This is a genomic window from Pseudomonadota bacterium (assembly GCA_018817425.1).
Lineage (GTDB): Bacteria > Desulfobacterota > Desulfobacteria > Desulfobacterales > RPRI01 > RPRI01.
This window is the reverse complement of record JAHITX010000079.1, coordinates 38,048-64,319: the sequence shown is the minus strand read 5'-3', so window position 1 is coordinate 64,319 and position 26,272 is coordinate 38,048. Positions and strand designations below refer to the sequence as shown.

Here is a 26,272-nt window from a genome sequence, read left to right as displayed (position 1 = left end):
CAAATCATGATAATAAATTACCGGATCTAAAAGGCAGATTAGTAAACCCTATACCGTGTAAACTCAAAGGAGCCAGTTTCAAAACGCCCCATTTTGGCCGATCTCTGCGTTGGGCTCATATTTCAATCCTCGAAATACTCAATGTATTCCTATGGTTGAAATTTTCGCCCGCCTTGAGTTTGGCCAAACAGGAAATTAGCAATTTTATTTTAACATTACCAAAGCTTCAATCCGATCTTGCAAAACAGACCCTGGAAGATCCCTATATTTTTGATTTCTAAATGAATGAAAATATTAAATAGTATAATTTCGGATGAAAAAATCTTTTTATAAACACCAACAACTCAAAAAACCCCTGATGTCCGACCTTCTCACGGGCAAGGTCCGGGTGAAGTATGAAGAAGTAAAAACGGAGGCAATGTAATGGCAAAAAAGAAAACAGGCTACATTCCACCATTTACCATTTCCTCAGCAATTGTCACGCTGATATCTGAAATTTCAGAATTATTAGGTCGCCTATCGGTTGTTGATGCTGTGACGAATAATCTGCGGCTGCGAAGAATCAACCGTATCCGCACAATTCAAGGCTCGCTGGCGATAGAAGGCAATACTCTCACTGAAGAGCAGATCACTGCCATACTGGAAGGCAAAAGGGTGATTGCCACGCCCCGTGAGATTCAGGAAGTGCATAATGCCATAAAAGCTTATGATGTTTTTGAAAAATGGATGCCATATTCAAAAGATGATTTGTTGTCTGCTCACCGCATTTTGATGACCGGTTTGCTTGATTTTCCCGGAACATTCAGAACCGGGGGAGTGGGTGTAATGGCCGGGAAAACAGTTATCCATCTGGCGCCGCCGCCAGACCGTGTACCGTTTTTAATGGGCGACCTTTTTGAATGGATAAAGACAACCGATCAGCACCCGTTAATTGCCGGCTCGGTTTTCCATTATGAGTTTGAGCTTATTCATCCTTTTGATGACGGCAACGGCAGAATGGGTAGGCTCTGGCAGACATTGATTCTTTCAAGATGGAAACCTTTGTTTTCCTATGTTCCTGTCGAAAATATCATCTACGAGCATCAGTCCGAATATTATGCAGCGCTGAACAAAAGTACAGCAGATGGGGAATCTTCTGTGTTTATTGCCTTTATGCTGAGGATGATACTTGATGCAGTTAAATCTTTATCAACCCCCGAAGACGCCCCTGAAGTTACCCCCGAAGTCAAAAAGATACTGTCGATAATAGATGGGGAAATGACGCGAAAACAAATTCAGGAAAAACTTGGGCTTAAAGATGAAAAACATTTCCGCGAAGCTTATCAGCAACCGGCAGTAGCCCAAGGCTTTATTGAAATGACTATACCTGATAAGCCTAACAGCAGGTTCCAGAAATATAGAATTACTTCCAAGGGGATCGCTTATCTCAAGGAGCAAAAATAATGTCCGAATACACCAATGTCGAACGCCCTTTTCCCGACAAACTACGTCAAATCGGCTGGGAAGTCATCGACCAAGGCGCAGGCTTTATCCCTCAAAACCCGGCATTAAGCAGGCGTGAGCATTTCAAGGAAACTATTCTTACCAAAGAATTCTGCGATTCGCTCAAGCGCATCAATCTTACCGATGACGGCCGCTCCTGGCTTACCGGAAAACAGATTGATGATGTTTTGCGTGAAGTGACCACCCAGCCCGGCGTGGGTTTGCTCGAAGCCAATAAAACCATTTTTGAACTGCTCACCAAAAACACAACAACCAATGTAAACGAGCTGACCGGCGAACAAAGCCCGTTGGTGCGTTTGATAGATTTTCACCATCCTGAGAGAAACAGTTTTATAGCTGTCAATCAGTTCCGAATTGACACTCCGGGGGCAAGCCGCAGCGCTATCATTCCTGATATTGTTCTTTTTGTGAACGGTTTGCCTTTTGTGGTTATCGAGTGCAAAGATAAAGATGTGGCGGAACCCTATCCATAGAAGTATTTTCTTTTGAAAATCTCTTGCCATCATTGCAGTATTTTAACAACTGTTATCAATCTTGCTGGAAAACAGATTTTTGATTATAGCTTTTTATATAATCACCCTTATCGTGATAGAAATATTACAGACTTATCAAAGGTTTTCTGGTCAGCTGATAGTTTGTGATTATTGATATCTGTAAAGATAATTCGTTGTAGATTTACAAACCGAATACGCTTTCTTATAAATCTTATTTTAATTATAATTTTTGTTGAAATTTATTCTGATATCTATTAAATCTTCAAAATAATTTAATAATCCTTTCTGAATATCTTCCTGGATACAGAGATATTTAGAATATATAATTACTTTTCTTAACCTTACAAGACAAACAGATTGCCAGGAAACAGGGTAGCGTTTGCCTTCCTTAACAGCCATAAAGTGTGAATTAAGAACCGGAGCAATAAATGGCAAAAGCCGAGAAAAACAATAACAAAGAAGAGCCTATAGAAAAACAACTCTGGAAAGCTGCGGATAAGCTCAGGAAAAACATTGATGCGGCGGAATATAAACACATCGTTTTAGGGTTGATGTTTCTTAGATATATCTCCGATGCTTTTGAAGATTTATACAACAAGCTGAAAAGTGGTGATGGCGATTATGCCGGGGCAGACCCCGAAGATAAGGATGAATACAAGGCGGAAAATGTCTTCTTTGTGCCTGAAAAAGCACGCTGGTCATATCTGCTGGCAAAAGCCAAACTTCCTGAAATCGGCAAGGTAGTCGACGAGGCTATGGATGCCATTGAAAAGGATAACCCTTCTCTTAAGGATGTGTTACCCAAAGTATTTGCAAGGAGCAATCTTGATCCCACCAATCTTGGCGGTTTGATAGACCTGGTTGGCAACATTGCCATGGGTGCCGCCAAAGCTCGCAGTGCCGATATCTTAGGCCATGTTTTTGAATACTTTCTCGGCGAATTCGCACTGGCTGAAGGCAAAAAGGGAGGCCAGTTTTATACTCCGCGAAGTGTTGTTGAATTGCTGGTGGAAATGCTGGAGCCCTATAAGGGTAGGGTTTTTGATCCATGCTGCGGCTCCGGCGGCATGTTTGTGCAGTCTGAAAAATTTATAGCCGACCATCAGGGCAAATTTAGTGATATCTCTATTTACGGACAGGAGAGTAATCACACGACATGGCGGCTGGCCAGGATGAATCTTGCAATCCGAGGCATCGACAGCTCCCAGGTAAAATGGAACAATGAGGGATCTTTTTTAAATGACTGCCATAAAGACCTGAAGGCCGACTATGTGATTGCCAATCCGCCCTTTAACGACAGCGACTGGAGCGGTGAATTGCTCAAGAATGACGGCAGATGGAAAAATTACGGAACTCCTCCTCCTGGAAATGCCAACTACGCATGGATACTGCACTTTTTCTACCATCTGAGCCCAAGCGGTCAGGCCGGTTTTGTTCTGGCAAAAGGTTCTCTGACATCCAAGACTTCCGGTGAAGGAGATATCCGCAAAGCACTGATTGAAGATCGGTTGGTGGACTGTATAGTTAATCTTCCCGCCAAGTTGTTCTTAAACACACAGATTCCGGCCTGTTTATGGTTTTTGAGCCGCAACAGGGCAAACGGCAAGTTCCGCAACCGCACCAATGAAATACTATTTATCGATGCCCGGAATATGGGCCATCTGATCAACCGCAGAACACGAGAACTTTCGGAAGAAGATATCGAAAATATCACCGGAACATATCATAACTGGCGCAATCCGAACGGCGATTATGAGGATATAAAGGGCTTCTGCAATTCCACTTCCATTGAACGGGTGAAAGAACTGGATTATGTGCTGACACCCGGCCGGTATGTAGGTTTGGCCGATGATGAAGATGATTTTGATTTCAATGAGAGATTTGCCAGGCTCAAAGCCGAGTTTGAGGAGCAGTTGAAGGAAGAAGAAAGATTGAATGCTTTGATTAAAGAAAATTTGAAAAAGATAGAAATCAAAACATGAAAAGGTAATGGTAAATTTTCTCTTATTTTATCTTAATGGCTTAAAGTAAAATAAGAAATGTTTTATTTTACCTTGGAGTCTAAAATGAACATTAAAGATTTTAGGTCAGGAATACAAAGAAAAGGCTATCAATACAAATATTTTTTACCGGAAAAGATTAACCATACCTTTTTCTGGACAGATGAAGTAATTAACGAGCTTCTCGAAAAAGCCTCGTTACAACTCGGAGGATTAAACTCCTTTTCCCGATTTGTTCCTAACACTGATATGTTCATCATGATGCATATTTTTAAAGAAGCGGTTTTATCGAGTCGAATAGAAGGAACACAAACTAACTTAGAAGACGCTCTCATTGAAGAAAAAGAGATAAAACCGGAAAAACGGGATGATTGGAAGGAAGTAAACAATTATGTTTTGGCTATGAACACAGCTATAGAAGAGTTAAAGACACTGCCTTTATCAAACCGACTTATCAAAAACACCCATAAGATTCTTCTTTCAAGTGGAAGAGGTGAACGTAGAAGCCCAGGTGAATTCAGGCAGTCTCAAAACTGGATTGGCGGGGCAAGTCTATCTGATGCAGTATTTATTCCTCCGGCTCATACGGAATTACCTGAATTGTTGTCCGACCTGGAATTGTTTCTTCATAATACCGATATTAAAATTCCTCATCTTATCCGCATCGCTATTGTCCATTATCAATTCGAAACAATACATCCCTTTTTGGATGGTAATGGCAGAATCGGGAGGCTGCTCATTACTTTATATCTTGTCAGCAGTGGTATTCTTGAAAAACCGCTTTTGTATCTCTCAGATTTTTTTGAAAAGAATAAGACACAGTATTATGACAATTTGACTTTTGTCCGCACAAAAAATGATCTTGGTCAATGGATAAAGTTCTTTCTGACCGGTGTTATCCAAACAGCAGAAAACGCAATGACTACGCTTAAAAAAATTACTGATTTGAAAGCTTCCCTTGAGAGTGAGAAAATACTTGCGCTTGGAAAAAGAACAAAACAGGCTTCGGCATTCCTGAATGCCCTCTTTTCTAAGCCGGTGGTTACGATAAAAGACGTCCAGACTTTGACAAACCTATCACCTAAAGCTGCGAACGACATAGTAAAGATATTTATAACAATTGGAATTCTTAAAGAAATAACTGGATATCAACGCAACCGTGTTTTTGCTTTCGACGAATATGTTAAGATGTTTTAAGATCCAATGCACATATACAGCCCCTGTTTTTAATTATGGTGAATTTTCCATAATTAAAAACAGGGCAGGTTAAGCCACCAGATGTGGATATTGACGGATTATTCGGGGATGAAGAGGGTATATGGATAAACAGATATATAGCAGACAGGCTGGGTTTTATAAGCAATTAAAAGCTTTGCTTGCTGAAAATTTAAAGAAGGTAAAAGTTAGTGGGTAAGTGGCAGGAATACAAATTAGAAGAGTTAGGGTTACTACAAAGAGGTCGTTCAAGGCATAGACCAAGGTACGCCTTTCACCTTTATGGTGGAAGATATCCTTTCATTCAAACAGGTGAAATACGAGAGGCTAGAAAATATATTACTAAGTTTGAACAGACTTATAATGAGGAAGGTTTAGAGCAGAGCAAGCTGTGGCCCAAAGGTACCCTTTGTATTACTATCGCTGCAAATATTGCAGAACTTGCTATTCTTTCATTTGATGCTTGTTTTCCTGACAGTGTGTTGGGGTTTATTCCCAATGATCAATTAGCTGATTTAAACTTTATTTATTATACGCTCATTTTTTTTCAGAAGGAGTTGAAGCACGTTGGCGAAGGTTCTGTGCAAGATAATATTAACCTCGGTACATTCCAGAACGTTCTTTTCCCTATTCCCTCTCTTCCCGAACAAAAAGCCATTGCCTCCGTCCTTTCCAGCCTCGATGACAAAATAGACCTGCTCCACCGCCAGAACAAAACCTTCGAAGCTATGGCTGAAACCCTTTTCAGACAGTGGTTTGTGGAGGAAGCAAAAGAGGATTGGGAAGAGGGAGTATTAGGTGATGTTATCGAAATATTTGACCATTTAAGAATTCCTTTATCAAAAATGGAAAGAGACAAGAAAAAAGATGGGCAATTATTTCCTTACTATGGGGCTGCTAGCGTTATGGACTATATTAATGATTATATTTTTGACGGTGAGTATATCCTACTTGGCGAAGATGGAACGGTCAGGACAAATGAGGGGTATCCAATTTTACAATATACAACTGGAAAGTTTTGGGTAAATAATCATACCCACGTTATCAAAGCGAAAACACCTTATAGTAATTTTTTTCTCTGGAATTATCTTAGGAAAAAAAATATTGATGAGATTGTTACAGGTGCTGTCCAACCTAAAATCAACCAAGGAAATTTAAAATCATTAGGTTTTCCAAAATTTCCTGAAGATTTGGTTACAGCGTTTAATAAACAAATGGGTTCATTTTTCAAAAAAATAAATAAAAACCAAGCTCAAATTCTCACCCTTAAAAAACTCCTCGACACACTACTACCCCGACTGATGAGTGGGGAAATAAGGGTTGCATATTATGAAAGTTAAGGCGGCATAATAATGGAACGGCTGAAAAAAATAATCGGGCAATACGGCAGGTGGTCGGAATTGACCACCTACACAGACCGCATCGAAGCTCATACAAATACTGATTTCAGTCATGCCGTAGAAAATGCAAAAGCTCTTTTGGAAACAATTGGCAAGGAAATTTGTAATTCCAAAAGTATTGTGCTTGGGGAGGTTACGAGCATTAACGTCGTGATGAAAAAAGCGTTTACCGCTATTGGCTATTCAAGCGATAATCTGGTTATGCGGATTTCTACAGCACTGGCGACCATCGGACAGCAGATGGGAAATCTCAGAAATGAAATTGGCACAACCTCTCACGGTAAATCCTTGGAAGAGTTAAAAGAAAGAAACAATAAAGTTGATGAACTAACGAAAGAATTTCTGATTGATACAACGGTTATTGTTGCTGCATTTTTAATTAGAGCCTTTGAAAATGAAAACCCTCGTGCAACAACAGAGCATGTAGAAGCGGAAATACTTTATACCGATAATGAATCATTCAATGACTTCTGGGATGATTTATACGGTGAATTTATAATGGGTAATTATTCTTTTCCGGCAAGTGAAGTTCTCTTTAGTGTCGATTATCTGGCTTATGTAGCTGAAAACAAAAGTTTTTCAGGTGATGTAGAATGAGTAAAACAAAAGGGGCAATAATTAAATTTGCACTCAAGGAGGAATGTTGATGACCACCTCTGATTTAATAAAAAAATTGTTTTTATCCTTTAACGATAAAGATAACGAGGCTTTTATTCAGGCGGCACGGGAATATATCGAACACGAAAAAAGGAAAAAGCACACTATGGTAGCAAAAGAGCTGGAAAAGGCTCTTTACGCTGCAAACAGTTCTTCGGAAAGAGAAAAACGGTTTAAGAACACGCAGCCAATTCCGAGGGATACGGAAAAAGGTTTTCCGTTACTCGAAATACAACATTTTGATATCAGTATGGCCAGCCTGTTAATCTCGCCGGAAACAAAACAACAGTTGGAGCAAATTATCAGGGAATTTAAAGACGCGGATATTTTCGCGACCTATAATCTTCAGAATAAAAGGAAGATTCTTCTTTGCGGCAAGCCTGGTACGGGAAAAACCTTTTCGGCACGTATAATCAGTTCCGTTCTGCAAATCCCACTGGTGTATATCAGGTTTGACGCAATTATTTCATCGTATCTTGGCGAAACGGCTTCAAATCTAAGGAGGGTTTTCGATTTTGTTGAAAGTGGAACGTGGATAACTCTTTTTGATGAGTTTGACATCATTGGTAAAAACAGAGACGACAAGCACGAACACGGAGAAATAAAGAGGGTTGTCAATAACTTTCTTCAAATGCTCGATAATATCAAGGGTGACAGCATAATACTGGCCGCAACCAATCATCAATACATGCTTGATCCGGCAATATGGCGGCGTTTTGATGATGTCATTTACTACGAACTTCCCGATGAAAATATAAGGAAAGCATTATTTGAACTCTATCTGAGACCAATTAAAAAAGATCCTGATATTAATTTGCCAAAAGCAGTCAATATGACTCAGGGGCTTTCTCCTGCCGATATCAAGATGATTACTGAAGAAGCTATGAAATTATCAATTCTTGATTCAAGAAATTGTCTTGGACAAAACGACATTGAAAAAGCAATCAATAAATTCAGCCGCAGAGAAAAGGTGAAAAATAATCAAATGGGGGATAATTGATGGAAAAATATGACCATTTGAAACTTCCAATTTATAGTGGCAATTTAGAACGGCAGAAAAGGGGCGGAGGTGGTGGTTATAATATTCCAGGTGGGAGAACAAAAGCAGCCTTCTCACAAGAGTCAAAACAAAAAGCAGAAGAAATTGTTCAATCATTTTCTGCGTTAAAGAATAAATTTTCCGGCAGAATTAGCCCATCCTTAATCTATGAAATTGAAATAAATCAGAGCGTATCACCTGATGCTTTTGAGAAAATACTTTTATCCATGGGAATCCACGTACTTTCGGTTGCTGAAAACAGGAAGGGGTATTGGGTTGTTTTCAGCGATGACGATACGTTGAGCCAATTCAAGTCCAATCTTGCAACATATGGCAGTGAGGAGGGACTTAAATATGATTTTTTTAATGCTATTGATTCCTTCCAGGATATCCCCAGGGGAAAAAAGATCGGAAAAGGGTTAAGTGAAAAGCCATTAGGTGAAACCCCGGAATTTATTGACATAGAATTATGGCGGATGACTGATCCACAGAAAAACGAAAGATTTATCAATGAACTAAAACAGACTTATTCCGACTTGAGTCAATTCCGTATTACCGACACCCTAATATCAAAAACATTTGTACTTGTGAGGGCTAAACTATCAGCGGCTATATTTGATGAAATCATAGATCTCAAGGAAATATCCAGAGCTGATCGGCCTTCTGTTCTCCGATTCAACCCATTTGAATATACGCGACCGGATATCTCCAACATAGAATTTCATGAACCTGATGAGGCTGCACATGGTATTTTGATTATTGATTCCGGCATTATCTCAAATCACCCGATGCTTGAAAAATGCATCGGCGGGGAAGAAAATTTTCAAACGGGAGAACCCCAAATTCAAGACACCGTCGGACATGGCACTGCTGTGGCGGGTTGTGCCGCATATGGTGATGTTGAAAATTGTCTTGATATAAACAACTTTACACCATCCAACTGGATTTTTTCCGCCAAAGTAATGTATGCGGAAAGAAACGAAATGAGAGGTACGGTTTCAGCAATATATGATCCGGAGAAACTTGTTGAGCATCAATTAAAAGATGCTGTCGAGAGTTTTTTATCTAATGCGGAATATCACATAAGAGTGGTCAATATTTCACTTGGAAATAGCAATGAAGTCTGGCATAAAAATTATGACAGGCAATTACCGCTTGCCGCTTTAATTGATGAACTGGCTTTTCAATTTCCAAATGTCGTTTTTGTTGTTTCAGCCGGCAATCAGAGACCCTCGGATATCTATTCCACCATCGAAGAGATTACCTCAAACTATCCTGTTTATTTAACAGAAAATCCCGATTTCAACATTATAAATCCAGCTACATCATCACTTGCTTTGACAGTAGGCTCAATAGCGGGAGAGGCGCGGATCGAGCAAGAACGATATGGCGCTGAACAGATAAAAACGGCTGTTGCGAGTGAAGATCAGCCTTCACCTTTCACAAGAACAGGATTTGGTATTAATGGCATGATAAAACCTGAACTTGTCGAATATGGCGGCAATCTCATCTTATTTGATAACCATGGAAGAATTGACGAGGATAGAGGTGGAAAAATTGCTCTATTAAATAATCGAACAACCGAAGACATTATTCAATATGATTGCTGGACCAGTTTTTCAGCTCCTAAAGTGGCTCATCTTGCTGGGAAGATTATAAATAATTTTCCACAAAGGTCAGGTAATTTCATTAAAAATATGCTACTTATTGGTGCGGATTATCCTTACAGTCCAAGTAAAAACTTTTATCAAACTGCTAATAAAAAAACTGCTGAAGCAGCTCATCTATCTATTTGCGGTTATGGGTTGAGTAGCTTTGAAAGAGCTATGTTTTCATTTAGCAACAGGGTGGTTCTCTGGGATGAAGGACAAATCGGATTAAATCAGATGAAGATTTATTCCCTCCAGCTTCCCGATATCTTCTTTTCCGAAGAAGGAAAAAAGAAAATAATGGTTGCCCTTACCTTCAATCCTGAAACCCGCCTTACTCGTGGAGACAGCTATCTGGGGAACCGAATGGAATTTCATCTTTTCCATTCGATCAATCCTCAAATATTAATGGAAAAATACGGCATACTCACTGAACAAGCAGAGGAACTTGGGGTACCGGAAGCATTAAAAAAATTTGAAATCGATTTCTTCCCTGGCGGAAACACAAGAAAGGCCGGTTGCCATCAAAAAGCATGGAAGGAATACAAGCGACAACCCAAGAGTATTCCTGCAACTCCAATTTCACTAGTCCTGCTTAATTTTAATAAATGGATTACTGATGAGAACAGGATGCAGGACTACTGTATTTCTGTAGTATTTGAACATGAGAAGGAAATAGCACTTTATAATGAAATAAGGACAAATATTCAAACAAGGGTTCGGGTTTAGTACATAACGAGGTATTTATCATTATGAATAAAATTACCGAATCTGAAATCGAAAAATTCGCCATCGAACTGCTGGAAAAATCCGGCTATCAATATATCTACGCTCCGTCTATCGCCCCTGACAGCGAAACCCCGGAACGTGAATCCTTTGAAGAAGTACTGCTTTTGGAGCGGCTTCGGACAGCCATCGGCAGAATCAACCCATCAATACCGGCAGATATCAGAGAAGATGCTATCAAGCAGATCCAACGGATTCATTCCCCCGAACTTATAGCAAATAATGAAGCTTTCCATCGACTGCTGACTGAGGGCATCAATGTAACCATTAGAAAAGGCGGCCACAGTCGGGGTGATCTTGTCTGGCTTGTTGATTTCGAAAATCCGGAAAACAATGATTTTCTTGTAGCTAACCAGTTCACGGTAATTGAAAACAATGTCAACAAACGTCCTGATGTGGTTCTGTTTGTAAACGGCTTGCCACTTGTTGTTATCGAACTAAAAAACCCTGCTGATGAAAACGCAACGGTCAAATCGGCCTTCAGGCAGTTCCAAACATACAAACAGGCAATCCCCAGCCTATTTACATATAACGGCATTATGGTTATTTCCGATGGTCTGGAAGCCAAAGCCGGTTCTGTTTCCGCAGGATTCACTCGTTTTATGTCCTGGAAGACAGCTGATGGAAAGGTTGAAGCCTCACCATTAATAGGCCAGTTGGAAACCCTGATCAAGGGAATGCTTGATAAGAAAACGCTGCTGGATCTTATCCGCCATTTCATTGTTTTTGAAAAAACCAAAAAAGAAGATAGAGAAACCGGGATTATCGCCATTCAAACTGTGAAGAAGCTTGCTTCGTATCACCAGTATTATGCTGTCAACAGGGCTGTGGAATCAACTCTTCGGGCATCCGGTTACCATAGAACCAAAAAAGAAATATCGGACAGGCTTGAGATAAAGGAATCACCCGCAAGTTATGGACTTGTGGGAGTGGGCTCTCAACCCGTGAACGACAGAAAAGGCGGGGTGGTCTGGCACACACAGGGAAGCGGCAAATCACTGTCTATGGTTTTTTATACCGGTAAAATTGTTCTTGTCATGGATAATCCAACGGTCGTAGTTATTACCGACAGAAACGATCTGGACGACCAACTGTTTGATACCTTTGCCGCATCAAAGCAACTACTCCGGCAGGAGCCGGTTCAGGCTGAAGACCGGGGGCATTTGAAAAAGGTACTTAAGGTTACCTCCGGCGGAGTGATTTTTACTACCATTCAGAAATTTCAGCCTGAGGAAGGCAATGTTTACGAAACACTATCTGAACGGGAAAATATCATTGTCATTGCTGATGAAGCCCATAGGACACAGTACGGCTTTAAGGCCAAAACAATAGATGACAAGGACAAGAACGGAAATGTTATCGGTAAAAAGGTAGTGTACGGGTTTGCAAAGTATTTGCGGGATGCCCTGCCCCAAGCAACCTATCTTGGTTTCACCGGAACGCCTATTGAAAGCGATGATGTAAACACCCCGGCAGTTTTTGGAAATTATGTTGATGTTTATGATATTTTACAGGCAGTAGAAGACGGTGCAACGGTCAAAATATATTATGAAAGCAGACTGGCTAAAATAAATCTGAGCGAAGAAGGCAAAAAGCTTGTTGCCGAACTTGATACTGAGCTTGACCAGGAAGACCTTACCGATACGCAAAAAGCGAAGGCAAAATGGACGCAACTGGAAGCGCTTGTAGGCAGTGAAAACCGGATAAAACAGATTGCACAGGATATTATTGATCATTTTGAACAGCGGCAGGAAATATTTCCTGAAGGCAAGGCAATGGTTGTTGCCATGTCCCGCCGTATTGCAGCCGATTTATATAAGCAAATAATCGACATAAGGCCTGCTTGGCATAGTGACGATCTGAAAAAAGGCGCTATAAAAGTGGTCATGACATCAGCATCCTCCGACGGCCCTAAAATAGCTAAACATCATACGACAAAAGAACAGCGGAGGGTGTTGGCAGACCGGATGAAAGACCCGGAAGATAATCTCAGGCTGGTTATTGTGCGTGATATGTGGCTTACCGGTTTTGATGTACCGTCCATGCATACGCTTTACATTGACAAACCCATGAAAGGCCATAACCTTATGCAGGCCATCGCCCGTGTAAACAGGGTTTATAAGGACAAACCCGGCGGGTTAGTGGTGGATTATCTTGGCATTGCTTCGGATTTGAAGAAGGCATTGTCTTTTTACTCGGACAGTGGAGGCAAGGGTGACCCGGCCATTACTCAGGAAAAAGCGGTACAGATGATGCTGGAGAAACTGGAGATCGTTTCACAGATGTTTTATGGCTTTTCTTATGAGAATTATTTTGAGTCGGATACGAGGACAAAGCTTTCGTTAATTCTGGCGGCGGAAGAACATATACTTGGCCTGGAAAACGGGAAGAAAAGATATATCAATGAGGTTATCGCATTATCCCAGGGATTCGCTATTGCCATTCCCCATGAACAGGCAATGGATGTAAAAGAGGAGGTTGCATTTTTTCAGGCAGTCAAAGCGCGCCTGGCTAAATTCGATAGTACCGGCACAGGCAGGACAGATGAAGACATTGAAACAGCAATAAGACAAGTTATTGATAAAGCCTTGGTGAGTGAAAAGGTAATTGATGTTTTTGATGCAGCCGGGATTAAAAAGCCGGATATTTCCATTCTTTCTGAAGAATTTCTTCTGGAAGTCAAGAATATGGAGCATAAGAACATTGCTCTGGAAGTCCTGAAGAAACTATTAAATGACGAGATAAAAGCAAGAATTAAAAAGAACCTGATTCAGGGCAAATCTTTAATGGAAATGCTGGAAAATTCCATAAAAAGATATCACAACAAAATTATTACCGCTGCTGAAGTCATTGAAGAACTTATCGCTTTAGGCAAAGACATTCAAGAAAAGGATAAAGAACCTAAAGAAATGGGGCTTTCTGATTTCGAGTATGCCTTCTATACTGCTATCGCCAATAATAAAAGTGCCCTTGAGGTAATGGGAAAAGACAAATTAAGGGAACTTGCCGTAGTGCTTTTTGAAAAAGTGAGGCAGAATGCTTCAATTGATTGGACTATCAAGGAAAGTGTTAAGGCAAAACTTAAAGTCATAGTTAAAAGAACCCTGCGACAGTATGGCTATCCGCCGGACATGCAGAAACTTGCAACTGAGACGGTTTTAAAGCAGGCTGAAATGATTGCGGAAGAAATTATGCAAGGTGAATGATTTTATTGTAACAGATTGAGAAATTGAGGTCATAAAGTTCCGATTTGTTACTCCACTTGAGATACCTAATACATATCACAGTTTCTCTCAAACCTTTGATAAGAAGAATATCATGCAGGATTTTGCTCTTGTACTTGCCTTGTTTATGGCATGCAGCGGCAGGGCAACTTCGATTAGCTTTTTCTTATAGATTAATCTCTGATAAAGTTAACTGAAAATTCATAGTTTTCTTAACCCAGCTTTTTGCATTAACTTGATTTTCCACCATAAATATTAGATCAAATTATTTATCTCTGTGTTTTTTGTGTTTTCTATGAGATAATATTTTATCTTTATATAGCGGTTATTAAAATAATGTACCGATTGCAGCAATAATAAAACTGAAGGGAGAAAAAGAATAAAATGAAACGAATGAAAATTTTACAGTATTGTGAATTATCACTTTGTTTGTTGTTTGTTTTGTTTTTATATTGCGGTATCGGGCAATCTATGGATTTGCCAAAGGTAATTGATAAGAGCAACTGTAGTCAATACAAAGACCTTTTTATTCCGGCTATGTACTATGCTGTTCAAAGGGGTGACTATGTTATTACACCGGGTAAAATAAACTTCAAATACAAACTTGCTGACAGTTTTCTTGCAGCAAGTGCCAAAAATAAAGGAAAATTCGACGTAAGCCCCAAAGGCGATTTGATCGATAAACGCACCGGTAAATACCCGGAAAACATTTACGGTTTTCCTTTTCCAAACATTGATCTCAAAGATCCCAAAGCCGGATCAAAGATCATTTATAACTTCAAGTTCCAGATTTATCGTTTTATGGCCTCAAAAAATAATACCCGTCTTATCTTGATAGACGCAAAAGGGGAGGAACGTTTTTATCATGGCATTGACCATTACCTTTACATGAATGGCAGACCGCCCAGTCAGGAAATAATAAATCCTGATAAGGTTCTGGCCTATGACTTTCAAAGAGTTTTGGAGCCGATGTTTGCAAGAGGAACCAATACAATGTCTTACATTTATGAAGACCCCAGGGAAAATTCGATTTGGGCCTATATTCCCACTATTCGCAGGATTCGGCGAGCTAGCTCATCAGCAAGGTCTGATCCCTATTTGGGTTCTGATGCATGGTTGGATACAAATTATATGTGGGCTGGAAAAGACCGTACCATGAAATGGAAATACGTGGGAGAAAAGACAATCCTTGTTTCTTTTACAAGTCCCGATATATTGCCGGCAAAAGAATTGTCTGATGGAAGAATGACCAGAGTATTTCCCTATAACGGTATTCATATCAAATTCGGTTATGAAGATCCAAACTGGAAGGGCGCATCATGGACCCCTCTTAATATTACCTATATTCCAAGAAAAGTATGGATTGTGGAACAGATGCCTAAAGATCCGGATTACAAATGGGGGTTGCACGTCAATTATGTTGATCAGGAAACTTATACCATATGGTACAAGGAGGTATATGAAAAATCCGGAGGTTCACCCCGGATATGGTGCTCTTTACTGGCGCATTACAGTGAGTGCCCAAGCGGTAAAAACAACACAGGAGATTATGATGCTACACCCTTTATTGATGAAAAAGCGCGTCATGCTACATACGGAAGCCGATCTGCGCATCCTGAATCATTCATATATATACCTGCTACAAAAATGGACCCGGGTTTTTTTACCATAAATAATTTCTTGCTGTTATCTAAATAAAAGCGGTTAACTCCTTTGCAAAACTTACGACTAAGCCGGTGGCACTGAATCAATACATTATGAAAAGATATTTTCACGAGTCTGCCAATCTATGCTTGCAGTACTTTTTCAAGTTTTTGAAGATTTTCATCCTGCCCCACAACAATTACTGTATCACCAGCCTGAATCCTGGTTTCAGAGGAAGGATTAAAGGTCATACTGCCATCGTGTTTTTTTATCGCTATTATAATCAGGTTATATTTCTGTCTTATCCCTGAGTCTTTCAACATTATATTTATAATTTTTGAAGACGCGCTTACAGGAATTTCTTCCATTCTAATATCATTGCCCTGCTCATTGTAAGCAAGTTCCAAAAAATTTGTAACGGCAGGCCGTAAAATTCGCTGAGACATGCTTATGGCCCCAAGTTCATATGGTGATACAACAGTATTTGCTCCTGCCGCAATAAGTTTGGATTTTGCTTCATTTCGGGTTGCTCTGGCTGTTATATAAAGATCGGGATTAAGTTGTCTTGCGGTTAAAACAAGAAAAACATTGTCCGCATCCGAAGCAAGAACTGCAACAAGTCCTTTTGCTGTTTTTATTCCGGCTTTTATTAGGGTATTTTCTTCAATTGCATCTCTGGATAAAAATAAAACACGATCCTCTTCCATAACGGGAATAAGATCCTTTTCGCTTTCGACAACAACAAGGTCAAAATTTTTCTTGATCATCAGATTGCTGCACAGCACTTTACCTATTCTTCCATATCCACAGATAATATAGTGGTTTTTGAGTTTGCTTATTTTTTTTTCCAATCTTCGCCTCCCTAAAATAGCTCTTATTCTGCCCTCAACCATGAATTGAACCATGGCGCCTGCCATATAAAAGCAAAAACCGACACCAAAAAAGATAAGCAGGGCCGTGAAGACTCTTCCCGGCTCACTTAGTTTATGAACTTCACTATACCCTACTGTGGAAATCGTAGTTATGGTCATATATATAGAATCGAATAAAGCCCAGCCTTCTATCATCATGTAGCCTACAGTACCAATAATACAAACAAGAAGAGTTAGCAGGACTGATAGTATAAGATGCTTTGTGCTATTCATATAAGTATATAGTATTCATTAAATGTTAATCATAAGTCAATCAGCTAGAAGATATCTATTTGCTCTTATTATTCAAGCGGCTTTATATCCGGAACAGGAGAAAGTTCCTATCGGATAGTTAATGATTTTTTGCATTTTTGTTATTTATATGCTAAACAGACAAATCTTTCAAGAATAGATTTATCAACTGAATTTATTTTATTTGGCAAAAAAACGAATATGCATAAAACAGCACTAAAATACGAGAAATCACGCGAAGATATGGTGGAAAAGCAGGTTATATCACGGGGTATAACTGACCCTAAAGTACTTGCCGCAATGCTGAGAGTTCCCCGCCATCTGTTTGTAAATGATGCTTTGATGGACCAGGCTTATGGTGATTATCCCCTTCCGATTGGTGAGCAGCAAACGATATCACAGCCCTATATTGTTGCGGAAATGACTCAAGCCCTTAATCTGAATGAAGAAGACAGGGTGCTTGAAATCGGCACAGGATCCGGTTATCAGGCAGCGGTTATTGCAGAAATTGTTTATCGGGTTTATACTATAGAAAGAATTCATTCACTTTATGTCAAAACCAGGGCGCTTTTTGATAAGTTGCAGTATTTCAATATAGTAACCAAATATTCCGACGGAACTCTCGGGTGGCCGGTTGAAAGCCCTTTTGATGCAATAATAGTTACCGCAGGCGCTCCTGTTATTCCGGAAATCCTTATAAGCCAGCTTGCAAAAGGGGGACGATTGGTTATTCCTGTAGGAGATCAAAATACCCAGGAATTAACCAAAATATACAAAGATGGAAAAGGTCTTCATCAAACAACTCTTGGTGGTTGCAGATTTGTCAAACTTATCGGGGAACAGGGCTGGAAGGAATAATAATATGCTAAGAAGAGTGTATGACTGGGTTCTAAGTTGGGCCAATACTCCTTATGGACCTTGGGCATTATTCATTTTAGCTTTTGCCGAATCTTCTTTTTTCCCTATTCCTCCCGATGTTCTTCTTATCGCACTTGCTATCGCTATTCCAAAAAAATCTTTTAAATATGCCCTGGTATGTTCTGCAGGTTCCATTTTGGGAGGCTGTTTCGGCTATCTTGTAGGGTGGCAGTTTATGGAAGCAATCGGGGGCAAAATAATAAACTTTTACGGTTTTGCCGATCAATTCAATTATGTACGGGAGCTTTTTACTAAATATGATGCGTGGGCCATAGGTGTTGCCGGTTTCACGCCTATACCCTATAAGGTCTTTACTATTTCGGCCGGCGCATTTAATATCAATTTTATTGTTTTTTTTATCGCTTCTTTGATTTCCCGGTCTGCCAGGTTTTTTCTTGTTGGAGGCCTTATTTATTATTTTGGCCCTAAAATCAAGGATTTTATCGATAAGTACTTTGATGCTCTTGCAGTGGGATTTACAGTACTTCTTATTGCAGGCTTTATAGTTATAAAATACTTGTTATAATGAGCCACTTTCAAAACGTTTCAGTTTGGCCAAGATCAAGGCGGATGAAAATTTTAACCGCAGGAATACAAGGAGTATTTTGAGGATTAAAATTTTCACCCAACGCAGATATCGGCCAAAATGGGGCGTTTTGAAACTGGCTCTAAGATTAACTGCATTTTGAGTATCCGCATGAATGGCAAACAAGACAGCCTTCCTGATGCGTAATAACTCCGCTGCATTCCGGACAAACTCCCATCATAGCTTCGTTTTCGATAAAAGAAAGATCCGTCCTGTGTTTAAGCGCTTTTGCTATTGCATCGGGGCATGAAAGCACCATTTCTCCATTTTGCCATGCAGGAGAAGGGCATCTGATTCCAGTTAGCTGTTTTACTATAGCTTCAAGGCTAACCCCTGAACGCAAGGCAAGCGATATAAGACGGCCTGCCGCTTCAATCTGGGATGATGCACATCCGCCTGTCTTTCCCATCTGCGCAAAGACCTCACACATACCCTTGTCATCAGAATTTATTGTTACATATAAGTTTCCGCACCCTGTTTTTGTGCGTTCAGTGATTCCGACCGTACATTCAGGCCTTGGCCTTGGGGCAATTTTAACGGAATCTTTTTTTTCAGCACCAATGCTTAAAACCTGATGGTCACGACTGCCGTAACGGTAGATTGTAATTCCTTTACAACCTTTTTCATGGGCAAGCATATATGCTTTTGCTATATCACTTCTTAAAGCATCAGGGCCAAAGTTAATGGTTTTTGAAACCGCATTATCAGTATATTTCTGAAATGCCGCCTGAATGTTTATATGCTGCTCCGGTGCTATATCATGAGCTGTTTTAAAAAGATCTTTGGATTTATCAGGTATTTCTTCAAGGTTTTGAATTGATGTTCCACTTGTTATTGTTTCTATCAGATTTTTGCTGTAAAATCCTTCTGCTTTTGCAATTTCTACAAATAACGGATTAATATCGGAAAGTATTTTATCATCAAGAACTCTTCTTGTTTGAACTATGCCGAATATGGGTTCAATGCCGCTTGATGTTCCAGCAATAATACTTATCGTGCCTGTAGGAGCGATTGTTGTTGTAGTGGCATTTCGCATATATGGTGTATCGGGGTTATCATAAATACTTTTTTTATAATCCGGAAAATTTCCCCGTTTTTTTGCCAGTGCAGCAGATGCGCTTTTTGATTCTTCCAAAATAAAAGACATTATTTTTTCAGCCAACGCAACAGCTTCTTGTGAATCATATGGTATCCCCAGTTTAATAAGCATATCTGCAAAACCCATAACGCCTATGCCTATTTTCCTGGTTCCTTTGCTCATTTTTTCAATGTGAACAAGAGGATACTTGTTGATCTCAATCACATTATCTAAAAAATGAACCGCATCATGAACGGTTTTTTTCAGGCGGTTATAATTTATTGCTTTTCCCGATAACATCGCAGACAGGTTTACAGAACCTAATGTACATGATTCATAAGGAAGAAGAGGTTGTTCACCGCAAGGATTTGTTGCTTCAATGTTTCCAAGATGAGGGACCGGATTGTCCTGGTTAATCCTGTCTATAAATATTATACCCGGTTCACCGTTTAACCATGCGGAATGCACTATTAAGTCAAAAATATTTTTCGCAAAAACCCGTTTTACAGTCTTACCTGTCCTGGGATTTATCAGATCAAATTCAGACTCTTTTCCGGATTCACTATTTAACGCATCCATGAAATCTTGCGTAAGGGCAACTGAGATATTAAAATTATTAAGCCTTCTTGTATCATTTTTGAGCTCAATGAAAGATTCTATATCGGGATGATCCACCCGCAAGATCCCCATGTTTGCCCCTCTGCGGGTACCGCCCTGCTTTACGGTTTCTGTTGCCACATCGAAAACAGTCATGAAAGAAATAGGCCCGCTTGATACTCCGGCAGTTGAAAGCACGATATCTTGTTCAGGACGTATCCTGGAAAAAGAAAAACCCGTACCTCCTCCGCTTTTATGTATCATAGCCGTATGTTTTAATGTTTCAAATATGCTGTCCATTGAATCTTCAATAGGCAAGACAAAACACGCGGCAAGCTGGCCGAGGCGGCGGCCGGCATTCATAAGAGTTGGCGAGTTAGGCAGAAACCACAGGTTGGTCAAAAGCTTTAAAAACTTTTTTTCCGTTTTTTCAATATCAACTGGTTTTGCAAACAAAGAATCGGCAGACGCAATATGTTTTGCGACCCTCGCAAACATATCCTCCGGCGTTTCTATCGCAATTCCTTCTTTGTTTTTTTTCAGATAGCGTTTTTCAAGCACTATCAAGGCATTATTTGAAAGGGGCATACTCATAGCCGATTTGTTTTCAACTCGGTTTTCATATGTGTGATGAATGCATTGCTTAAAGGAGATAGACTCCTTTGCTTGCTTAAGGTCAGATAAAAGCTGCGCTTAAGATCAAGACCTTCTATAGCAAGCGCTTTTAATGACCCTGCTTTTAAATCTTCCTTAACCGCTATTGTTGAAAGGATTGATATTCCTACTTGATTTTTTATTCCTTGCCTCACTGCTTCCGTACTTCCCATCTGAGCAGCAATATTAAAGTCATTAATATCGTATCCGGCTTTATTTAAATTCTGTTCAATGGATTTTAATGTTCCTGATCCTCTTTCCCTTATTATAAATGGTTCTTCCATAAGCATTTTCATGGTAACGCTTTTTTTCTTTCCCCATTTATGAGCAGATGGAACAATAAGACGCATCTGATCATCGATAAGAATTTCCTGCTGAATTCTTTTATCTTTTTTTGCTGCTCCTACGACTCCGAGTTCAATAAATCCGGAAAGAGTATCATTAATTATTTTTTCAGTATCACCAATGATAAGCGAAAGCTTTATATCAGGATAAGTTTTGGTGAAACTTCCGGCGATTATAGGAAGAATATACTCGCCGGGGATTGTGCTGCCGCCTATCACAAGATTTCCTTTTATATTACCCTGAAAACCTGAAAGAGCACTTTCCATTTCATCGTATAGCGCTATAAGTTTTTTTGCGTAAGAATAAAGTAATATTCCTGCCTTTGTAGGGATTGCCTCTCTTGATAATCGATCTACAAGACGACAGCCTAAATGTGCTTCCAGATCTCTCATATGGCTGCTAACGGTAGGCTGAGAAATATAAACAGCTTCCCCTGCCTTTGAAAAGCTTTTTTGCTCAACTACTTTACAGAATATTTTAAGATGCCAAAGGTCCATATTATTTAGAATTGGAATTAAATCCAAATTTTTCTTTTAATTTTTGATTAACTACAGGAGGAACCATTCCGACAACATTGCCGTCAAATTCTGCAGCTTGTTTAATTATTGAGGAGCTTGTAAAAATCCACCTCAAACCGGTCATAAGGAACACAGTCTGTATATCCCTGTTAAGCCGTCTGTTCATAAGCGCCATCTGAAATTCATAATCAAAATCCGACAAGGCCCTCATTCCCCTAAGTATGGCATGACTTTTCTTCTTCAGCGCGTAATCAACAAGAAGTCCATCGAATGTATCTATTTCGGTATTCTTTATTTTTTTCAAGCTTTGTTCAAGCATTTCAATCCGTTCATCAATTGTAAACAGGCATTTTTTATTCGGGTTATGCAAAATAGCAACAATTATCTTATCAAAAAGCTTAAGACCTCTTTCAATGATATCAATATGACCGTTTGTGACAGGGTCAAAGGAACCGGGATAAATAGCAATTCTTCGCATAAATTAATATAATCCGTATTTTTCTGTTTTATTATTTTTACTGCACAACTTGTTTCTATACTCTATGTTTGTTTATTATACCATGTATTTTAAAAATGAAACAAAGGTTTTTCCATATTTTCTCTGATCCGTTATCTTGTAAACAGAAATATTTTCAGGAAGTGTTTCCCGCAAATCATGTTCAATTACTATAGAAGCGTTATTTTCAAGAATTCGACTTTTAGAAAGATTAATTAAAGCAGGTGTTATAAGATCCTTGTTATAAGGAGGATCCATAAACACAAGACTAACAGCATGAAGCGTATGAGTATATTCAATAATTTTTTTTGAAATGTCAAATCTTGCAATTGCAATTCTTTCTGTGAGTCCGCAGGCTTTAATATTTTTGCTGATAGTTGAAACAGCCTCTTTATCGTTATCTATAAATGTTGCATAGGATGCTCCCCTGCTTAATGCTTCTATTCCCATTGCTCCTGTTCCTGCAAAAAGATCAAGTACTACAGAATCAACAACCTTATTGGAAAGAATATTAAAGATACTCTCTCTTAGGCGTCCTGATGTCGGTCTTATTTTCAAACCTTTTGCAGAAAATAGTTTTTTGCCTTTCAATTCTCCGCTTATTACCTTAAGACCGGTCAATTTACAAACTCTTTATTATTTTATAAAGATAACTTCGACCAACATCAATTTCTTTTGCGGTTTTGGCAATATTTTTATCATTTTCCGACAACTTTATTTTAATAAATTCTTTTTCAAAAGCCCGCTTAGCATCTTTTAGCCGATCAATTAAAAACAACTCGGATTTGACCGGTTCAGGAACTTCTTCAACAGCCGGTTTATATTGATCGGGGATATCGGAAACATCAATAATATTTTCCCTGGTCATTATGGCAAGCTGATTAACAAGATTCTTTAACTCCCTTACATTGCCGGGCCACAAATAGTTGGATAATAATTCGATTGCTTTCGGGGAAAGTGTTTTCTTTTCATTATTGCTCTGCATCGCAAATTCAGCTAAAAAAGTATCGATTAAAACAGGAATATCATCTTTGCGATTTCTTAATGCAGGAACCTCAATCGGAACAACATTAAGGCGATGATACAGGTCTTCTCTGAAATTCCCTTTTTCAATTTCTATTTCAAGAGGTTTATTGCTGGCAGCAATTAACCTTGCATTTATATTTATAATCCTGCTCCCACCTACCCTCTGAAACTTTTTTTCCTGAAGTGCTCTAAGTATTTTAGCCTGGGTTTTCAGGCGCATCTCACCGATATTGTCAAGAAAGATAGTTCCGCTGCCGGCCAATTCAAATTTGCCTATCTTTTTTGAAATTGCTCCTTCAAATGCTCCCTTTTCATGTCCGAAAAGTTCGCTTTCTATCAACTCTTCCGGAATAGTAACACAATCAACGGTAATAAAAGACCCATCTACACGGGGACTAAGCTGAAAAATTGTTCGCGCAACAAGTTCTTTTCCTGTTCCGTTTTCACCAGTAATTAAAACCCATGCATCGGATGGAGCAACAGCGGCTACTTTTTTCTTAAGATAAACAATTGCCTCGCTGTTTCCGGACACAGAATTTTTTTCTATTGTTTTCTTTCGAAGATATCTGTTTTCTTCTTCCAGTCTTCTAAAATTTAACGCATTATTTATTGTAACTATTATCTTATCAATCGAAAGGGGTTTTTCAATCAAATCGTATGCGCCAAGCTTAATGGCTTTAACTGCAGTCTCAATATTGCCATGTCCCGTTATTATAATGACTTGTATATGGGGATTGTTTTTTTTAATTTGTTTTAAAGTTTCTATTCCGTCAATACCCGGCATCCATATATCTAAAAGAACAAGATCAGGCGATTTCTTATCTATAGTCTTTAAACCTTCATATCCGTTTGAAGCCAACATTACTTCAAAACCTTCATCTGCAAGAAGACCTTTTAAAGATTGAAGAATTGACGGGTTATCATCTACTATTAGTATCGATGGAAACATTGGTTTTTATCCCTTCCTCCCCCAGACTGTGGTTTATACCCTAAGAACGTATTAATCTACTTTTATCAAGCCCATCATATTATTGGCAACTCAATAATAAACTTTGCTCCTTTAGGGTAATTATCCTGTACTCTAATAACGCCTTTATGATCTGATATAATTGTATTTACGATAGCAAGCCCCAAACCTGATCCGGCTTTTTTTGTTGAAAAATTGGGCTCAAAAATACGTGCCTTATCTTCTTCCGATATTCCTGCACCATCATCAGCAATTTCAATTTTGATTACTTTTGCTTCCTTATTATGCTCAAGTGAAATTGCAATATTCCCATGTTCTTTAATTGCGGTAACAGCATTATCGACCAGGTTTATCATTGCCTGTTTTATTTGCTGCCTGTCAAGATTAAGCTGTGGAATGTTATCCGAAATTATTGTATCAAAAATTACATTCTGATGCCCTTCCCTATACAGTGCAACGGTTTCCCTGATTATAGGAGCCAAATCACAAGGAATGGGATTTGCCGATGGAAATCTTGCAAAGGTTGAAAATGCATCTACAATATTTCTTATTAATTCTACATGGTCAATTATCATTTGTGTGCATTCTTCAAATACCGGCTCTTTCAACTGATCTGAATATTTACGCTGAAGCCTTTGGGCGGAAAGCTTTATAGGCGTTAGAGGATTTTTTACTTCATGCGCTATCCGGCGTGCAACCTCACGCCATGCAGCCATCCTCTGAATTTTTTCAAGCTCGGTTAAGTCATCAAAAACCATCACAACGCCCATATGTTGACCTGTATCATCTTTTAAGGCATTTACATTCATAAGAAAGCTACGGCGTCTTCCCCCTACAAAAAGATTTAAAGGAACTTCCAAAGCATTATCCTGTGCTATAAACAGATTTTCTTTTATTTCTTCGGCTATGTTAACATTCTGATCAGGCAACAAATCTTTATAGCTTTTGCCCAGAGTTTCATCCTGTTTAAGATTTAACATTTTTTCAGCTGATTTATTAATGGTAGTAACCATCCCCTTTGAATCAAGAGTAATAACACCGGTTGAAACATTTTTTAAGACGATTTCCATATATTGGCGTTTTTCTTCTATCTCGATGTTTTGCAGTTCAAGCTTTTTAGCGGAAAGCTCAAGCTGGTCCCTGCCGTTTCTCAAGTCTTTTGTCATTTTATTAAATGAATCCACAAGACTTCCTATTTCATCATCAGAAGCTACATCTAACGTAAAACCTAAGTCTCCTTCTGCAACACGCCTGGTACCTTCTACAAGTTCCATGATGGGAATCGTGATGGATTTGGCAAGATAAAATCCGAACCAGATAGCGCAAAAAAGCACAAGTAATGCTACTATGGATAGTAATATATAATATGAGATTTGAATGGGCTTTTTTAAAAGCTTTGTTTGCTGATATTCCTCAAAGCCAAGAGAAATAGACTTCATCTTCTTGGAAAGCCGATGAGAAAGTTTGGTTGATAATACGATATAACAGTTAGCTTCGGAAGGCTGAACTCCAAATGGAACTGTCCCTATAGTTCTGACGAGTTCTCTGTCTTCCACTATTTCAGTTATGGTTCTTACACCATACGGGGGTATATCCTTTTTAAAGTTATCCGGATCAAGAACTCTCAATGGCATATCTTCCATGCCAAGCGGAAGGATGAAAGTCATACGTTTGTAATTGCTGTCATAAAGTTCTATTGCCTGGATATTGAACGACCTCTGCACAACCTGTAGATAGTGAAAAAGTGATTTTTTCCTGGCAGGGTCAAGCAAGTTCTTATTATTAATCTGGTATGCAATTCTTTCTATATAAAATCTGTTATTTTCCTGAACCTGCCCATAATAGTATCTTCCGACATCCAATGAATGATCAAGGGCCTGTTCAATGGGAACTTTAAACCAGAATTCAGTGCTTGTTGTTATAAAACTTATGGAAAAAAAGAACAAAATTATTGTTGGTAAAAGAGTTAGAGCGCCAAAAGCTATGACGAGTTTCGTGCGAAGCTTCGCGCCGATGGCGTTTTTCTTTCTATCATAAAGAAGCTTGAACAGATTTCTGAATACCAGAAATATCAGCAGAATGAGTAATAACAAATTAACGTTGATCAGAATAAACATCAAAACGGTATTTGATACCGGAATCCCTGCTCCAAATTTAATTATTCTGGTTTCAAGAAATGTTAAAAAGCCGACAACAAATATAATTGCAATAATTATAATGCCTTCTCTTTTACGTCTCGAACGTTCCTGTGAGGAATTAGTCTGTGGCGGGACTATTGATGAATTATTATCCATATTAGTGTTAAAATATTAT

At 39.1% G+C, this 26,272-nt stretch carries 19 protein-coding genes; 12 read left to right on the top strand and 7 right to left on the bottom strand.

Features of this window, described 5'->3' with window-relative positions; translation table 11 throughout:
• Positions 1 to 423 precede the first annotated feature (423 nt).
• From KKC46_13400 to KKC46_13355, 10 genes are all read left to right on the top strand, one after another.
• Positions 424 to 1,443: a Fic family protein gene (locus KKC46_13400; GenBank protein ID MBU1054803.1), complete on the top strand. Its 1,020-nt coding sequence runs from the start codon at positions 424 to 426 to the stop codon at positions 1,441 to 1,443.
• Positions 1,443 to 1,976 carry a hypothetical protein gene (locus tag KKC46_13395; GenBank protein MBU1054802.1) on the top strand — a complete coding sequence of 178 codons (534 nt, stop codon included), beginning with the start codon at positions 1,443 to 1,445 and terminating at the stop codon, positions 1,974 to 1,976. Before KKC46_13400 ends, KKC46_13395 begins: the two co-directional genes overlap by 1 nt.
• A gap of 449 nt (positions 1,977 to 2,425) precedes the next feature.
• Complete coding sequence (locus tag KKC46_13390) at positions 2,426 to 3,979, top strand: type I restriction-modification system subunit M (GenBank protein MBU1054801.1); 1,554 nt, start codon at positions 2,426 to 2,428, stop codon at positions 3,977 to 3,979.
• An 84-nt stretch (positions 3,980 to 4,063) separates the two neighbouring features.
• Complete coding sequence (locus KKC46_13385; GenBank protein MBU1054800.1) at positions 4,064 to 5,194, top strand: Fic family protein; 1,131 nt, start codon at positions 4,064 to 4,066, stop codon at positions 5,192 to 5,194.
• A 209-nt stretch (positions 5,195 to 5,403) separates the two neighbouring features.
• Positions 5,404 to 6,552, top strand: a complete 1,149-nt coding sequence (locus tag KKC46_13380; protein MBU1054799.1) for a restriction endonuclease subunit S — start codon at positions 5,404 to 5,406, stop codon at positions 6,550 to 6,552.
• 12 nt (positions 6,553 to 6,564) lie between these two features.
• The gene (locus tag KKC46_13375) at positions 6,565 to 7,209 is read left to right on the top strand and encodes an abortive infection family protein (GenBank protein ID MBU1054798.1); all 645 of its coding nucleotides are present in this window, start codon (positions 6,565 to 6,567) and stop codon (positions 7,207 to 7,209) included.
• A gap of 49 nt (positions 7,210 to 7,258) precedes the next feature.
• Positions 7,259 to 8,269: an ATP-binding protein gene (locus KKC46_13370; GenBank protein MBU1054797.1), complete on the top strand. Its 1,011-nt coding sequence runs from the start codon at positions 7,259 to 7,261 to the stop codon at positions 8,267 to 8,269.
• The gene (locus KKC46_13365) at positions 8,269 to 10,686 is read left to right on the top strand and encodes a S8 family peptidase (protein MBU1054796.1); all 2,418 of its coding nucleotides are present in this window, start codon (positions 8,269 to 8,271) and stop codon (positions 10,684 to 10,686) included. The genes KKC46_13370 and KKC46_13365 overlap by 1 nt, the downstream gene beginning before the upstream one ends.
• 23 nt (positions 10,687 to 10,709) lie before the next feature.
• Positions 10,710 to 13,949, top strand: a complete 3,240-nt coding sequence (locus KKC46_13360; GenBank protein MBU1054795.1) for a type I restriction endonuclease subunit R — start codon at positions 10,710 to 10,712, stop codon at positions 13,947 to 13,949.
• Positions 13,950 to 14,351: 402 nt separating this feature from the next.
• Entirely contained in the window at positions 14,352 to 15,665 is a 1,314-nt protein-coding gene (locus KKC46_13355) for a DUF1329 domain-containing protein (protein ID MBU1054794.1), read from the top strand.
• 89 nt (positions 15,666 to 15,754) lie between these two features.
• Here the strand turns inward: KKC46_13355 and KKC46_13350 are convergent, their stop codons facing one another.
• Positions 15,755 to 16,756, bottom strand: coding sequence for a potassium channel protein (locus KKC46_13350; protein MBU1054793.1), 1,002 nt, complete (start codon positions 16,754 to 16,756; stop codon positions 15,755 to 15,757).
• 219 nt (positions 16,757 to 16,975) lie between these two features.
• Between KKC46_13350 and KKC46_13345 the strand changes: the two genes are divergently transcribed.
• Both KKC46_13345 and KKC46_13340 read left to right on the top strand, forming a co-directional pair.
• Entirely contained in the window at positions 16,976 to 17,632 is a 657-nt protein-coding gene (locus tag KKC46_13345; GenBank protein MBU1054792.1) for a protein-L-isoaspartate(D-aspartate) O-methyltransferase, read from the top strand.
• Between the two features lie 4 nt (positions 17,633 to 17,636).
• Positions 17,637 to 18,218, top strand: coding sequence for a DedA family protein (locus tag KKC46_13340; protein MBU1054791.1), 582 nt, complete (start codon positions 17,637 to 17,639; stop codon positions 18,216 to 18,218).
• Positions 18,219 to 18,366: 148 nt separating this feature from the next.
• On the opposite strand, the gene KKC46_13335 is transcribed toward KKC46_13340, so the two are convergent.
• From KKC46_13335 to KKC46_13310, 6 genes are all read right to left on the bottom strand, one after another.
• On the bottom strand, positions 18,367 to 20,547 hold the full coding sequence (locus KKC46_13335) for a vitamin B12-dependent ribonucleotide reductase (GenBank protein ID MBU1054790.1): 2,181 nt from the start codon (positions 20,545 to 20,547) through the stop codon (positions 18,367 to 18,369).
• On the bottom strand, positions 20,544 to 21,449 hold the full coding sequence (locus KKC46_13330) for a LysR family transcriptional regulator (protein ID MBU1054789.1): 906 nt from the start codon (positions 21,447 to 21,449) through the stop codon (positions 20,544 to 20,546). Before KKC46_13330 ends, KKC46_13335 begins: the two co-directional genes overlap by 4 nt.
• A gap of 1 nt (position 21,450) precedes the next feature.
• Positions 21,451 to 21,948 carry a pantetheine-phosphate adenylyltransferase gene (gene coaD / locus KKC46_13325; GenBank protein MBU1054788.1) on the bottom strand — a complete coding sequence of 166 codons (498 nt, stop codon included), beginning with the start codon at positions 21,946 to 21,948 and terminating at the stop codon, positions 21,451 to 21,453.
• A gap of 75 nt (positions 21,949 to 22,023) precedes the next feature.
• Entirely contained in the window at positions 22,024 to 22,587 is a 564-nt protein-coding gene (gene rsmD, locus KKC46_13320) for a 16S rRNA (guanine(966)-N(2))-methyltransferase RsmD (GenBank protein MBU1054787.1), read from the bottom strand.
• Position 22,588: 1 nt separating this feature from the next.
• Positions 22,589 to 23,941: a sigma-54 dependent transcriptional regulator gene (locus tag KKC46_13315; GenBank protein ID MBU1054786.1), complete on the bottom strand. Its 1,353-nt coding sequence runs from the start codon at positions 23,939 to 23,941 to the stop codon at positions 22,589 to 22,591.
• A gap of 74 nt (positions 23,942 to 24,015) precedes the next feature.
• Positions 24,016 to 26,253 carry a PAS domain-containing protein gene (locus KKC46_13310; protein ID MBU1054785.1) on the bottom strand — a complete coding sequence of 746 codons (2,238 nt, stop codon included), beginning with the start codon at positions 26,251 to 26,253 and terminating at the stop codon, positions 24,016 to 24,018.
• Positions 26,254 to 26,272 lie beyond the last annotated feature (19 nt).

Bases quoted from the DNA above. Each gene is read 5' to 3' on its own strand.
- KKC46_13400 (MBU1054803.1), top strand. From the start codon at position 424: ATGGCAAAAAAGAAAACAGGCTACATTCCACCATTTACCATTTCCTCA.
- KKC46_13395 (MBU1054802.1), top strand. From the start codon at position 1,443: ATGTCCGAATACACCAATGTCGAACGCCCTTTTCCCGACAAACTACGT.
- KKC46_13390 (MBU1054801.1), top strand. From the start codon at position 2,426: ATGGCAAAAGCCGAGAAAAACAATAACAAAGAAGAGCCTATAGAAAAA.
- KKC46_13385 (MBU1054800.1), top strand. From the start codon at position 4,064: ATGAACATTAAAGATTTTAGGTCAGGAATACAAAGAAAAGGCTATCAA.
- KKC46_13375 (MBU1054798.1), top strand. From the start codon at position 6,565: ATGGAACGGCTGAAAAAAATAATCGGGCAATACGGCAGGTGGTCGGAA.
- KKC46_13370 (MBU1054797.1), top strand. From the start codon at position 7,259: ATGACCACCTCTGATTTAATAAAAAAATTGTTTTTATCCTTTAACGAT.
- KKC46_13365 (MBU1054796.1), top strand. From the start codon at position 8,269: ATGGAAAAATATGACCATTTGAAACTTCCAATTTATAGTGGCAATTTA.
- KKC46_13360 (MBU1054795.1), top strand. From the start codon at position 10,710: ATGAATAAAATTACCGAATCTGAAATCGAAAAATTCGCCATCGAACTG.
- KKC46_13355 (MBU1054794.1), top strand. From the start codon at position 14,352: ATGAAACGAATGAAAATTTTACAGTATTGTGAATTATCACTTTGTTTG.
- KKC46_13350 (MBU1054793.1), bottom strand. From the start codon at position 16,756: ATGAATAGCACAAAGCATCTTATACTATCAGTCCTGCTAACTCTTCTT.
- KKC46_13345 (MBU1054792.1), top strand. From the start codon at position 16,976: ATGCATAAAACAGCACTAAAATACGAGAAATCACGCGAAGATATGGTG.
- KKC46_13340 (MBU1054791.1), top strand. From the start codon at position 17,637: ATGCTAAGAAGAGTGTATGACTGGGTTCTAAGTTGGGCCAATACTCCT.
- KKC46_13335 (MBU1054790.1), bottom strand. From the start codon at position 20,547: ATGAGTATGCCCCTTTCAAATAATGCCTTGATAGTGCTTGAAAAACGC.
- KKC46_13330 (MBU1054789.1), bottom strand. From the start codon at position 21,449: ATGGACCTTTGGCATCTTAAAATATTCTGTAAAGTAGTTGAGCAAAAA.
- coaD (MBU1054788.1), bottom strand. From the start codon at position 21,948: ATGCGAAGAATTGCTATTTATCCCGGTTCCTTTGACCCTGTCACAAAC.
- KKC46_13315 (MBU1054786.1), bottom strand. From the start codon at position 23,941: ATGTTTCCATCGATACTAATAGTAGATGATAACCCGTCAATTCTTCAA.
- KKC46_13310 (MBU1054785.1), bottom strand. From the start codon at position 26,253: ATGGATAATAATTCATCAATAGTCCCGCCACAGACTAATTCCTCACAG.